The sequence below is a fragment of the Dyella sp. KRB-257 genome (assembly GCF_049445995.1).
Taxonomy (GTDB): Bacteria; Pseudomonadota; Gammaproteobacteria; order Xanthomonadales; family Rhodanobacteraceae; genus Dyella_A.
In genome coordinates this window covers 173,187-185,868 of record NZ_JBMSDZ010000007.1, presented here as the reverse complement: position 1 = coordinate 185,868, position 12,682 = coordinate 173,187, and the positions used below count along the sequence as shown (strand labels likewise).

The following is a 12,682-nucleotide window of genomic DNA, read 5'->3' as shown; positions in this document are numbered from 1 at the left end:
AACTTCCTGTCTAGCCAGCACCCATAAAGACGCCCGATAAATAGCGATGCGTCAATCACTTACGCCACTTGGGGAACCCATGAATAATAATCTCTCGCCTCAATGCGCAATTAATTGCGCACCCAATCGCAAGATTTTGTTTGTCGCGCTGGGATTGGCGCTCGGACTGAGCGGGGTGGCCTACGGCCAGTCGACCACCGGCACCATTTTCGGCACCGCTCCTGTGGCCAGCGGTGAATCGGTTGTCATCAAGAGCGCCAACGGCGTGACCCGCGAGGTGCCGGTCGATGCGAGTGGACGCTATTCGGCCGGAGCGCTTCCGCTCAGCACCTACACCGTTACCCTGATGCGTGATGGCACGGCCGTGGACACGAAAAACGACGTCACCCTCACCGTGGGTGCAGGTACGCAGGTGTCCTTCAACAGCGCGCCGGCAGGTACGACCAATCTCGGCGGCCTGACGGTGACGGCGAATGCCCTGCCGCCAATCGACGTCAGCCAGGTCGACTCGCGCACGGTGATCACCGCCGAACAGCTCAAGAAGCTGCCGATCCCGCGCACCGCCGAGGCGATCGCCACGCTGGCACCGGGCGTAAATACCGGCAGCGGCTACTACACCAGCCCCACCGGCCAGACGCTGATCTCCTTCGGCGGCTCGTCAGTGGCCGAGAACGCTTACTACATCAACGGCTTCAACACGACCGATCCGCTGCACAACTTCGGCGGCATCACGCTGCCCTACGGCTCGATCGACCAGGAGCAGGTGCTCACCGGTGGCTACGGCGCCGCCTATGGCCGCTCCGACGGCGGCGTGCTGTCGATGGTGGGCAAGCGCGGCAGCAACGAATGGCACTTCGGCGCCTCGGTGACGTGGATCCCCAGCGGCCTGCAGGCCTCGCCCGCCAACGCCTACTATCCGACTGGCCCGCAGTACCTCACCGGTCCGAGCGGCAAGCAGGGCCAGATCTACCAGTTCCGCAACAACAACACCGCGTGGGAACACATCGAGGACGCCTACGTCAGTGGTCCACTGATCAAGGACAAACTGTTCTTCTTCGCCTCGGTGGAGGCCGACCACCAGGTCGGCGGCGAGAACATCGCCAATGTCAATACGCAGACCGACACCACGTATCACACCAGCTCGCCGAAGTGGTATGCCAAGGTCGACTGGAACATCACCGACAACAACATCCTCGAGCTGACCGGCGCCTCGAACAAGCGCGAGTACTGGGGCAACGTGTACCAGTACAACTATGCACCGGGCCAGGACTCGGGCACCCGCGGCGGCTTCCTCGGCCCGGCCACGCACACCAAGGACGGCGCCGATGTCTGGATTGCCAAATACACCGGCTACCTCACCGACAATCTGACGGTGGAAGCCCTGTACGGCACGATGAAGCAGACCGACTACAGCCAGGCCGCCGGCGGCCCCGACGCATTCATCATCAATTCGCAGTACCAGAATCCGGCCTACGCGACGAATGGTCCGATCGTCGGCTCACAGATCAATCGGCTGATCAACGATCCGCGCTCGCACGACAAGACCACCAACCTGCGACTGGACGTCAACTACAAGATCGGCAGCCACTCGATCACCGCCGGTATCGACAACCTCACCACGCGCTCGATCGACATCGGCGCGACCCCGAGCGGCCCCGGCTACTACTGGGTGTACGGCAAGGGTAATCCGAGCCTGCCGATCTCCACGCTGCCGGGCGAGAGCGTCGGCGCGCCGGGCGGCCAGGGCTACTACGTCTCTCAGGAGATCTACTCCAATTCCGCCAGCGCGCGCGTCAAGCAGACCGCGCAGTACATCGAGGACCAGTGGCAGGTGAACGATCGCCTGCTGCTCAGCCTGGGCCTGCGCAACGACCAGTTCACCAACTACAACCCGGTCGGCGTGCCCTACCTGCGTCTGACCAAGCCGCAGTGGGCCCCGCGCCTGGGCGCCACCTGGGACGTGTACGGCGACTCCAGTTTCAAGGTCTACGGCAACGTCGGCCGCTACTACCTGGCCGAGCCGGCCAACGTGGCGATCCGCGGCGCCGCCGGCAGCACCTACACTGACCAGTACTTCACCTACACCGGCATCGACCCGACCACCGGCGCACCCACCGGCCTGGCACAGATCACCCAGTCGCGGTATCCGGGCGTGTCGGCCAACAACGAGTTCGGCATCCCGCCGGACCCGAAGACGGTCACCAGCAAGAACGCCAAGGCCGAATACCAGGACGAGTACATCGCCGGCTTCGACAAGACGCTCGACGCCTTCGGCCAGCATTGGGTATACGGTGCCCGTGCCAATTACCGTGTGTTGCGCAACGCGCTGGACGACGTCTGCGACGACAACGTGATCCAGGCCTACGCGACGGCACAGGGCCTCGACCCGGTCGCCGCGCTGGGCTCCACCGGCTGCTACATCCTCAACCCCGGTCGTGACTCGCTGATCAACGTGCCCAACGGCGCCGGCGGCTACAGCGTGCTGAACATCCCGTGGTCGGCCTGGGGCATGCCCAAGCTCAACCGCAAGTACGGTGCGCTGGAGGCCTACCTGGAGCATCCGTTCGACGGCAAGTGGTACGGCAAGATCGACTACGTGTGGTCGCGCAGCTTCGGCAACTATGAGGGCTCGGTGCTCTCCAACATCGGCCAGCAGGACGTGTCGCAGACCGAGGCCTGGGACAACGCGGGCGTGATGACCTACTCCGGCGGCAGCCAGGCCAACGACCGCCGCCATCAGCTGAAGTTGATCGCCTACTACCAGATCACCCCAGAGTGGCTGGTCGGCGGCAACCTGCAGGTGCTCAGCGGCACACCCAAGGCCTGCTACGGCTACTTCGGCACGGCGCAGGCCGATCCGTTCGGCTACCGCGGTTCCTACCACTTCTGCGGACCGTCCGGCACGCCGGCACCTCCGGGTTCGACCGGCCGCACACCGTGGCAGGAAATCCTCAGCGTGAACGCGGAATATCGCCCGGAGTGGGCCGACAAGAAGCTCGCCTTCGACGTCGACGTGTTCAACCTGCTCAACCAGCAGCGAACCACCCAGTACAACGCCTTCTCCGAGTCCGGTGCGGGTGCACTCAGCTCGACGTGGAACGTGCCGCTGTCCATCGAACCGGCCCGCTACGTGCGCTTCCAGGTCAGCTACGACTTCTGATCCAGCGGCGTTGCTTGTTCGCATAACGACATCGATCCGTGCACAAGGAGGTGCACGAGAGCGAGACTCTCCCCAGATCGGCCGCCGCAACCACGGCGGCTCTTTTTTTGTCCACCGTCGACGTGACGGTGGACGTAGGTCGTGTTGCCTGGGAGCGGCATGCCGGAGGACGATTGAGGTCACTCCCGCCACACGAGCATCGTCATGAACAAACTTGGTGAAGGTCTGCTGGCGCGCGCGGCCCTGCGCAGTGCCGCGTGGTCGGAGAAATGGTTTCCCGATGCGTGGGTGTTCGCGGCGCTGGGCGTGGTGATCGTGGCGCTGGCGGTGCTGGGCATGGGCAGCACGCCGGTGGCGACGGTGCAGGCGTTCGGCGACGGCTTCTGGAGCCTGATCCCGTTCACCATGCAGATGGCGTTCGTGGTGATCGGCGGCTACGTGCTGGCGACCGCTCCGGCGGTGGCGCGCCTGATCGACGCGCTGGCGCGGGTGCCACGATCGGGACGCGGCGCCGTGGTCTACGTGGGCCTGATCAGCATGCTGGCCTCGCTGCTCAGCTGGGGTTTCTCGCTGGTGTTCGGCGGCCTGCTGGTGCGCGCGCTGGCGCGGCGCAATGATTTGCGGATGGACTATCGGGCGGCCGGCGCGGCGGCGTACCTCGGATTGGGCGCGGTGTGGGCGATGGGACTGTCGTCCTCGGCCGCGCAGCTGCAGGCCAATCCGAAGAGCATGCCGCCGGGGCTGCTCGACATCACCGGCGTGCTGCCCTTCACGCAGACGATTTTCCTGTGGCAGTCGATCGTGTTCACCGCCGCGCTGATCGCCGTGTCGCTGCTGATCTGCTGGTTCACCGCGCCATCGGACGCCAACGCCCGCGTGGCGCAGGACTTCGGCGTGAGCGAGGCACCGCCGCCCGCGCTGCCGCCACGCACGCGCCCCGGCGAATGGCTGGAATACAGCCCGCTGCTGGCCGTGCTGATCGGCGCCCTCGGCCTGGGCTGGCTCGGCTGGCAGTTCGCCACCCGGCCGGCGATCACCGTGGTGGCCGACCTCAACACCTACAACTTCCTGTTCCTCACGCTGGGCCTGCTGCTGCACTGGCGCCCACGCAGCTTTCTCGACGCGGTGGCGCGCGCGGTGCCGGGCACGGCCGGCGTGCTGATCCAGTTCCCGCTGTACGGCGGCATCGCCGCGTTGCTGACCCGGGCCACCGGCGCGGACGGCCAGACGCTGGCGCACCATCTGTCCGGCCTGTTCGTACGCGTGGCCTCCACCGACAGCTTCCCGGCGGTGATGGGCGCGTACTCGGCGGTGCTCGGCTTCTTCGTGCCTTCGGGTGGCGGCAAGTGGCTGGTGGAGGCGCCCTACGTGATGCAGGCGGCGAACGACCTGCACGTGCACCTGGGCTGGGCGGTGCAGGTGTACAACGCCGCCGAGGCGCTGCCCAACCTGATCAACCCGTTCTGGATGCTGCCGCTGCTGGGCGTGCTCGGGCTCAAGGCGCGCGACGTGGTCGGCTACACCTTCATGCAGCTGCTGGTGCACGTGCCGCTGGTGCTGGGCCTGCTGTGGCTGCTGGGGATGACGCTGACCTACGTGCCGCCGGTCATGCCGTAACCCGCGTAGGAGCGCACCCTGTGCGCGAATGCTCTTGCTCCTGATCGACATCAGAGCCAAAAGCATTCGCGCACAGGGTGCGCTCCTACAACGCCGATGATGGTAGGAGCTCACCCTGTGGGCGATAGATGCAGCAACGGAGCCTGAGGCCATTCGCGCACAGGGTGCGCTCCTGCATCGATCAGAGTTCACGCAGGGCGGTGCTCACCGGCAGGCGCGCGGCGCGCACGGCGGGAAACAGCCCGCCGATGAAGCCGATCGCCATCGCCCACTTGATGCCGGTCCACAGCAGCTGCGGCGACACCTTGAACTGGAACACCACCTGGCTGAAGTTCGAGCCCAGGGTGGAGGCGGTGTAGCCGTTGAAGATCAGCCAGGTGACGAAGCCGCCGAGCAGGCCGCCGAGCAGGGCCAGCAGCATCGTCTCCAGCAACACCGACACCACCACTGGCACGCCGCGGAAGCCGATCGCGCGCAGCGTGGCGATCTCCCGGGCCCGCGAAGCGACCGCGGCGAACATGGTGTTGAGCGCGCCGAACACGGCGCCGATGGCCATGATGATGCCCACGGTGAGGCCGACGATGCGGATCAGCTTGGTCAGTCCCTCGGACTGCCTGGCGAAGTACTCGCCGGTGGTAGTGACATCCACCTTGATGCGCGGATCGCTGAGCAGGGCCGCCTTGAACGTGTCGAAGGCCTTGGGCGAGGTGAGGCGCACGGTGACCGACTGCGCGCTGGAGCCACGCCGGTAGGCCGAGGCGACGGTCTGCATGTCGCCCCACAGTTCCGAATCGTGCGAGTCGTTGGAAGCGAATGCACCGACCACCGTCCACGGCTGGCCGGCGAGGCGGATCTGCCGCCCCACCTCCAGCCCGACGAACTGGCGCTGCGCGCCCTGCCCCACCACCAGCTCGCGCAGGCCGGGCCTGAAGCGGCGCCCCTCGATGATGTGCACGTTCGGGCGCAGCGCCCACGCCGCATCGCCGACGCCGCGGATCTGCACGTTGGCTTCCACGCCGGGATCGTTCTTCTTGGCCAGGTTCGCCACCACCGAGATTTCGGCCGAGGCGATCGGCTTGCCGTCGGCGTCGCGCGCCACGCCGGGCACCTGCTCGATCACGTTGAGGCTGTCGCGTTCCAGCACCGAGTTGAGCTCGGCCGCCGAGCCGCCACGCAGCACGATGGCGGTGTCGTCGCTGCCGGTCTGCTGCAGCGTGGCGGCGAAGCCGTCGCCCATCGCCAGCATCGCCACCAGCACGCCGACCACGCCGGCGATGCCGATCACGATCACCGACGAGGCGCCGATGCGCTGGCCCAGCGTGCTGATGCCCACACGGGTCACCGAGAGCGTCTGCCGGCCGCGTCGGGACAGCACCAGCCAGAGCACCAGCAGCAGCGCCAGCCCGCCGACCGCGGCCAGCGGCAGCCGGGTCCAGATCACCAGCACCACCGCCAACAGCACCAGCAGGCCGAGGTTGCCCAGAAAGCCGAGAAATTTCTTCATGATGGATCTCCTCAGCGGCCCGCGAGGGCGTCGACAATGTTCAGGCGCATCGCGCGCAGCGCCGGCAGCGCGCCGACCACCAGGCCGATCAGCACCATCAGCCCCACGCCGATCGCCCAGCTGCTGGCGCCGACCGGCGGCAGGCTCACCATGCCGCCGCTGCCCTTGCTCACGGCGGGCGCCAGCACGGCGGCGATGCCCAGTCCGATCACCCCGCCCAGCACCAGCAGCAGCACCGACTCGGCCAGCACCATGCCGAGCACGGCGGGGCCGGGGAAGCCGATCGTCTTGAACACCGCCAATTCGGACGTGCGTTCGCGCACCGCCTGCGCCATGGTGTTGCCGGTGAGCAGGATCAGGGTGAAGAACACCGCGCCCATGATCGCCGTGACGATCAGGCCGATGTCGCCCAGCTGTTTGGCGAACGAGGCGCTGAAGGCCTGCTCGGTCTGCGTCTTGGTCTCGTGGTCGGAGTTGGCCGAGATCGCGTCGATGGCCTTGGCCACGCTGTCGGCGGCGTCCGGGTCGGCCAGCCGGTCGACGTACCAGCCCATCTCGTGACTCGAATACAGGTTGGCCTCGTCGAAGTACTTCCAGTGCAGCAGGAACAGCTGGTCCATGCCGTTGGCCGCGCCTTCGCCGACGCTGTAGATGCCGACGATGTCGAACTGCCAGGTCTTGTCGCCGTTCTTCTGCGGAAAGATGGTCGACTGCAGCGGGATCCTGTCGCCCACCTTCCAGCCGTATTTCTTCGCCAGCACCGGGCCGATCACCACGCCGGTGCGGGTGCTGTCGAACGCCTTGCGCTGCTCGGGCGTCAGCTGGATCTCCGGATAGACGTCCAGGTAGTTCGGGCTCACCGCATAGCTGAAGACGAAGTTCTTCGGATTCTGGTAGATGCCGCCGAACCAGTTCGCGTAGGCTACATCGCGCACGCCCGGCACGCCGGCGATGCGCGACTGCAGCGCCTGCGGCAGCGACTGGATGATCGAGTAGCGCGAGGCGGTGATCAGCCGATCCACGCCCACCACGCTCTTGCTGCCGCTGTCGAAGGCGGTGCGCACCGCGTCGAGCATGCCGAACAGCAGGAACGCGGTGACGATCGACACCAGGGTGAGCACGGTGCGTGTCTTGCGGCGGAACAGCGCCGCCCAGATGAGATGAAGGTATTTCATGGCTCAGGCTCCATGCGCGAGGTCCCTTCTCCCCGCCGGGGAGAAGGTGGCCCGAAGGGTCGGATGAGGGGCTGGACCTTGTGGGGCGTCCAGCTCGAAGCGGGTACTGCCTCGGCCACGAGGCCAGACCGGCCCCTCACCCCAACCCTCTCCCCGCCGGGGAGAGGGAGCAAAGCAGGCGCGCATCACGCCACCGCCTCGCCGACCAGCGAGCCCTTGTCCAGGTGCAGCACATGGTCGGCGTACTCGGCGGCCTTGGGATCGTGGGTGACCATCACGATGGTCTTGCCGTGCTCGCGGTTGAGCGTGCGCAGCAGACCCAGCACCTCCTCGGCGGACTGGCGATCGAGATCGCCGGTGGGCTCGTCGCACACCAGCAGGGTGGGATCGGAGACGATGGCGCGGGCGATCGCCACGCGCTGCTGCTGCCCGCCGGAGAGCTCGCCGGGCTTGTGCGAGGCGCGGTCGGCCAGGCCCACCAGCTGCAGCGCGATGGCCGCGTTCTTCCTGCGCTGCGCGGCCGACAGTCTGGTCAGCAGCAGCGGCAGCTCGACGTTGCGCTGCGCGCTGAGCATCGGCATCAGGTTGTAGAACTGGAAGACGAAGCCGACGTTGGCCGCGCGCCATTTCGCCAGCGCGCCCGCGCCGAGCCGGTCGATGCGCTGGCCGCCGACGGTGATGCTGCCTGCGCTGGGCGTGTCCAGGCCGCCGATCAGGTTGAGCAGCGTGGTCTTGCCGGAGCCGGACGGCCCCATCAGCGCCAGGAAGTCGCCCCGCGCGATGGCCAGGTCGACGTGATGCAGCACTTCCACCTGCTGCTTGCCGCGCTCGTAGACCTTGGCCAGGTCGTGGATCTCGATCAGCGTTTCCATGGTGCATTCTCCTGCGTGGGTGAGGGATCGCTGCAGGGCCCGCCATGCGGGCCACTGCAGGAAATTTCAGGGCGAGGTGGGCGTCTGGACGGCCGAACCGTCGTGCAGGTCGGCCGGCGGCGACACCACCACGCTGTCGCCGGGGTTCACCGCCTCGGGCAGCAGGCGCAGGTCGCCGTAGGTCTGCGCTGCGGGCGCCACCGCACGTTGCCGCGCCACATCGCCCTGCACCACGAACACCACGCTCTTGCCGTCGCGCTGCGTGAGTGCCTTGGCCGGCACCAGCACGCCCTTGGGCGATGCGGCGGCCGCCGGCTCCTTGTGCTCCAGGAAGGCCACGCGCACGCCCATGTCCGGCACGATGCGCGCGTCCTTCGCTTCCAGCGCCACGCGCACCTTGATCGTCGCCTTGCCGCGGTCGGCGGCCGGCACGATGGCGATGACGTGGGCGGGGATGCGCCAGTCGGGATAGGCGTCAAGCACGGCCTCGGCCGGCATGTCCGGCCGCACGCGGCCGATGTAGGCCTCGTTGACGTCGACGTCGATCTCCAGCGAATCCATGTCCACGATGGTGCCCACGCCGGTGCGGGTGAAGCCACCGCCGGCCGAGAGCGGCGAGACGATCTCGCCGACCTGCGCGGCCTTGTCGGTGACCACGCCGGCGAACGGCGCACGCACCACGGTGTAGTCGTAGTTGACCTGTGCCACCCGCGCCTGCGCCCGTGCGGCGGCCACCTGCCGGCGCTGCGCGTCGAGCTGCGCCCGATAGCTGGCCACGGCCGTGCGCGCCTGCTCGGCGGCCTGCTTCGACACCAGCCCGCGACCCACCAGCGCATCGAGCCGCGCCGCGTCGGCGCGCGCCTGCACCAGCTGTGCCTGCAGCTGTGCCACCTGCGCCTGCGCGGCCTGGGCTCCGGCGAGCGCCGCGTCGAGGCTGGCGCGGTAGCCGCTGTCCTCCAGCCGCGCCAGGATCTGGCCTTTGCTCACGTGGTCGCCCTCCTCGATCAGCACCTCGGTCAGGGTGCCGGTGATCTGCGCCGAGACGGTGGCCTGACGCCGCGCGGTGACGTAACCGGTGGCTTCCAGCACCGCGCCGGCCTCGCCCTGTTTGCCCGGGCTGGCGGCGACGGCCGTCTGCACGAGCACCGGACGATGCGCCATCCACCACCAGCCGCCGGCACCCAGCACCAGCACCAGCACGAGCACCACGCCGAGCGCGATCCAGCGACCACGATGGCCGCTGCCACCGCTCTCTTCACGCTGGTTGCGATCGATGCGCAGCTGCTTCAACAGTTCCGCGTTGTCCACATGCACTCCCCGGCCGGCCCGCCCCGGCGCATCCTGACGAAAAGGATGAAGTGTGCACCCGTCGGAAGGCAGCGGCGGCCATCAGGCATCGCCCGTGACAGCTGTCACTCGTCGCTGGCGCCATCGCCGCGGCGTGCGGCCCTGCTACGCTTTCGGGCATGACCTACGCCATCACGCCGCCACCCGTTTCGAGCCTGCCAATCGCCGGCAGCGACCAGCGCTTCCCGGTGCGCCGCATCTTCTGCATCGGCCGCAACTACGCCGAGCATGCCCGCGAGATGGGCGCGGTGGTGGAGAAGGACGCGCCGCTGTTCTTCTGCAAGCCCGCCGATGCCCTGGTCACCGACGGCGCCGACGTGCCCTATCCGCAGGCCACCGCCGACCTGCACCACGAAGTGGAAATGGTGGTGGCACTGGGCGCCGGCGGTCGCGACCTGTCGCCGGACGCCGCCGCGGCGCTGGTGTGGGGCTACGGCGTGGGGCTGGACCTCACCCGCCGCGACCTGCAGGCCGAGGCCAAGGCCAGCAGCCATCCGTGGGACGTGGCCAAGGCGTTCGACCATTCCGCGCCGGTGTCAGCCCTGGTGCCGGCCGCGAACGCCACGGTGGACGCGGGTACGGTGCTGCGCCTCACGGTGAACGGCGAGCTGCGCCAGCACACCACGCTGGGCGAGATGGTGCACGGCGTGCCGGAGATCCTCGCCGCGCTGTCGCGGCTGTTCGAGCTGAAGGCCGGCGACCTGCTGTTCACCGGCACCCCGGCCGGCGTCGCGGCGCTGCGGCGCGGCGACCGCTTCCATGCCGAACTGGTGGGCGTGGCGACACTGGACGGCCGCGTCGTCTGAGCTCGGCTCGCCTGCTGCCCCGGGACCACTGCGCTGGCAGCCTGTCGGGCTTTGCTGGTCGAGGCGAGCATTCGGCGGTGCGAGGGCAGATGGCCGACGATTCGTCGGCCCATGGCGGTTCCATGGGCCAGGAAGCGGCAGGAACATGGACCGCACCGCCGGATTCGCAGCCCGGCCAATCCAAGCCTGACAGGCTGCTAGAGTCGCCCGGTCACCCACTCACCCTGGGAGGGGTAGCCATGAGCATGCTCAAGGAGTTCAAGGCATTCGCCATGCGCGGCAACGTGATCGACCTCGCCGTGGGCGTGGTGATCGGCGGCGCGTTCGGCAAGATCGTCACCTCGCTGGTCAACGACGTGATCATGCCGCCGATCGGCCTGCTCGCCGGCGGCGTGGATTTCGCCGACAAGAAGTGGGTGCTCAAGGCCGCCGACCACACCGATCCGGCGCACAAGGTGGCCGAGGTGGCGGTGAACTACGGCGTGTTCATCAACACGCTGATCCAGTTCCTGATCATCGCGTTCGCGATCTTCCTGGTGGTCAAGGCGATCAACCGTCTCAGCCGCAAGCTGGAAGAGGCCGCGCCGCCGGTGGCGCCACCGGCCGACGTGGCGCTGCTGACCGAGATTCGCGACCTGCTGAAGAACCGTCCGCCGGCTTGAGGCCGGCTCCGGCCGCAGGCATGACTTGTGGCCCAAGCGGCCGGTGGACGCCCCGCCATAATCAGAGTTTGCCCACGGAGTTCCCGATGCGCCGCCCTGATCTGTCCCTGCTCGCCGCCAGCCTCCTGCTGGCCTGCTCCGCCGCCGCGACCGATGCGCCCACCGTGATCCCCGCGCAGGCGGTGAAGATCGCCGGGCAGCTGCGCGACAGGGCGATGCACGACGACACCGCCTACCGCATCGTCGAAGGCCTCACCACCGAAATTGGCCCGCGCCTGGCCGGCGGCCCCAACGACCAGCGCGCCCGCGACTGGGTGATGGCGAAGATGAAGGCGCTGGGCTTCGACAAGGTGTACACCGAGCCGGTGAGCTTTCCGCTGTGGGAACGCCGCAGCGAGAGCGGCGCCATCGTCGCGCCGTTCCCGCAGAAACTGGTGCTCACTGCGCTGGGCTATTCGCCGGCCACGCCGAAGGGCGGACTCACCGCGCAGGTGGTGGCCTTCCCCACGCTCGACGCGCTCAAGGCCGCCGATCCGGCCAGCATCAAGGGTCGCATCGTCTACGTCGGCGCGCGCATGACCCGGCAGAAGGACGGCCGCGACTACGCGATCGGTTCGTCGGTGCGCACGCAGGGTCCGGTGATCGCGCAGTCCAAGGGTGCCGCCGGCTTTTTGCTGCGCTCGGCCGGCACCGACCCGCACAGCCGCGCGCCGCACACCGGCGTCACCGGCTTCACCGATCCAGCCAAGGCGATTCCCGCCGCGGCGCTGGCCGGACCGGACGCCGACCAGCTCGAACGCGTGCTCGCCCATGGCCGGCCGGTGCAGGTGAAGCTGGATCTGGATTGCGGCATCACCGGCCAGTACACCGGCGCCAACGTGATCGGCGAGATCACCGGGCGCAGGTATCCGGAGCAGATTGTCGACATCGGCGGCCACCTCGATTCCTGGGACCCGGGCACCGGTGCGATCGACGACGGCGCCGGCGTGGCCATCGCGATGGCCGCGGCCAGGCTGATCCACGAGCTGCCGCAGCGCCCGGACCGCACCATCCGCGTGATCGCCTTCGCCAACGAGGAAATGGGCCTGTTCGGCGGCCGCGCGTATGCCGACAGGCACGGCGCCGAGGTCGCCAGGCACCAGCTCGGCACCGAGTCGGATTTCGGCGCCGACCGCATCTGGCGCATGAGCGCCAGCGTGAAGCCCGAGGCGCGCGGCGCGATCGGGCAGATCGCCCGGGTGCTGGCACCGATCGGCGTGGCCTACGACGCGAAGGCGCCCGGCGGCGGCGGCTCGGATCTGTCGCAGATGCACGCCAAGGGCATGGCCGCGCTGTCGCTGACCCAGGACGGCACCTACTACTTCGATTGGCACCACACGTCGGAGGACACGCTGGACAAGATCGACCCGCAGGACCTGGCGCAGAACGTGGCGGTGTACGCGGCGTATGCGTACATGGCGGCGCAGGCCAACGGCGACTTCGGCTCCGCGCCGGGCGCCTTCCCCGGCGAGCACCGCGAATAGCCGTCAGAGGTCTTGC

The 12,682-nt window shown here is 68.2% G+C and carries 9 protein-coding genes; 5 read left to right on the top strand and 4 right to left on the bottom strand.

Annotated features, from left to right (window positions below):
* The first annotated feature begins 79 nt into the window (after positions 1-79).
* Together ACO2Q2_RS08045 and ACO2Q2_RS08040 are read left to right on the top strand one after the other, a co-directional pair.
* Positions 80-3,160, top strand: a complete 3,081-nt coding sequence (locus ACO2Q2_RS08045; RefSeq protein ID WP_423255245.1) for a TonB-dependent receptor — start codon at positions 80-82, stop codon at positions 3,158-3,160.
* 204 nt (positions 3,161-3,364) lie between these two features.
* The gene (locus tag ACO2Q2_RS08040) at positions 3,365-4,777 is read left to right on the top strand and encodes a short-chain fatty acid transporter (RefSeq protein ID WP_423255244.1); all 1,413 of its coding nucleotides are present in this window, start codon (positions 3,365-3,367) and stop codon (positions 4,775-4,777) included.
* A 181-nt stretch (positions 4,778-4,958) separates the two neighbouring features.
* Here the strand turns inward: ACO2Q2_RS08040 and ACO2Q2_RS08035 are convergent, their stop codons facing one another.
* The 4 genes from ACO2Q2_RS08035 to ACO2Q2_RS08020 form a co-directional block, all read right to left on the bottom strand.
* Complete coding sequence (locus ACO2Q2_RS08035; protein WP_423255243.1) at positions 4,959-6,281, bottom strand: ABC transporter permease; 1,323 nt, start codon at positions 6,279-6,281, stop codon at positions 4,959-4,961.
* 11 nt (positions 6,282-6,292) lie between these two features.
* Positions 6,293-7,456 carry an ABC transporter permease gene (locus ACO2Q2_RS08030; protein WP_423255242.1) on the bottom strand — a complete coding sequence of 388 codons (1,164 nt, stop codon included), beginning with the start codon at positions 7,454-7,456 and terminating at the stop codon, positions 6,293-6,295.
* A gap of 185 nt (positions 7,457-7,641) precedes the next feature.
* Positions 7,642-8,328: an ABC transporter ATP-binding protein gene (locus tag ACO2Q2_RS08025; protein WP_423255241.1), complete on the bottom strand. Its 687-nt coding sequence runs from the start codon at positions 8,326-8,328 to the stop codon at positions 7,642-7,644.
* Between the two features lie 66 nt (positions 8,329-8,394).
* A complete protein-coding gene (locus tag ACO2Q2_RS08020) occupies positions 8,395-9,636 on the bottom strand; it encodes an efflux RND transporter periplasmic adaptor subunit (RefSeq protein WP_423255240.1) in 1,242 nt (413 codons plus the stop codon).
* 158 nt (positions 9,637-9,794) lie between these two features.
* Between ACO2Q2_RS08020 and ACO2Q2_RS08015 the strand changes: the two genes are divergently transcribed.
* From ACO2Q2_RS08015 to ACO2Q2_RS08005, 3 genes are all read left to right on the top strand, one after another.
* A complete protein-coding gene (locus ACO2Q2_RS08015) occupies positions 9,795-10,481 on the top strand; it encodes a fumarylacetoacetate hydrolase family protein (protein ID WP_423255239.1) in 687 nt (228 codons plus the stop codon).
* A 239-nt stretch (positions 10,482-10,720) separates the two neighbouring features.
* Complete coding sequence (mscL, locus tag ACO2Q2_RS08010) at positions 10,721-11,143, top strand: large-conductance mechanosensitive channel protein MscL (RefSeq protein WP_423255238.1); 423 nt, start codon at positions 10,721-10,723, stop codon at positions 11,141-11,143.
* Positions 11,144-11,229: 86 nt separating this feature from the next.
* Positions 11,230-12,666 (top strand): M20/M25/M40 family metallo-hydrolase, encoded by a 1,437-nt coding sequence (locus ACO2Q2_RS08005; RefSeq protein ID WP_423255237.1) that lies wholly within the window; start codon positions 11,230-11,232, stop codon positions 12,664-12,666.
* The last annotated feature ends 16 nt before the right edge of the window (positions 12,667-12,682 follow it).

Coding starts and splice junctions, on each gene's coding strand:
- ACO2Q2_RS08045 (WP_423255245.1), top strand. CDS start 80: ATGAATAATAATCTCTCGCCTCAATGCGCAATTAATTGCGCACCCAAT.
- ACO2Q2_RS08040 (WP_423255244.1), top strand. CDS start 3,365: ATGAACAAACTTGGTGAAGGTCTGCTGGCGCGCGCGGCCCTGCGCAGT.
- ACO2Q2_RS08035 (WP_423255243.1), bottom strand. CDS start 6,281: ATGAAGAAATTTCTCGGCTTTCTGGGCAACCTCGGCCTGCTGGTGCTG.
- ACO2Q2_RS08030 (WP_423255242.1), bottom strand. CDS start 7,456: ATGAAATACCTTCATCTCATCTGGGCGGCGCTGTTCCGCCGCAAGACA.
- ACO2Q2_RS08025 (WP_423255241.1), bottom strand. CDS start 8,328: ATGGAAACGCTGATCGAGATCCACGACCTGGCCAAGGTCTACGAGCGC.
- ACO2Q2_RS08015 (WP_423255239.1), top strand. CDS start 9,795: ATGACCTACGCCATCACGCCGCCACCCGTTTCGAGCCTGCCAATCGCC.
- mscL (WP_423255238.1), top strand. CDS start 10,721: ATGAGCATGCTCAAGGAGTTCAAGGCATTCGCCATGCGCGGCAACGTG.
- ACO2Q2_RS08005 (WP_423255237.1), top strand. CDS start 11,230: ATGCGCCGCCCTGATCTGTCCCTGCTCGCCGCCAGCCTCCTGCTGGCC.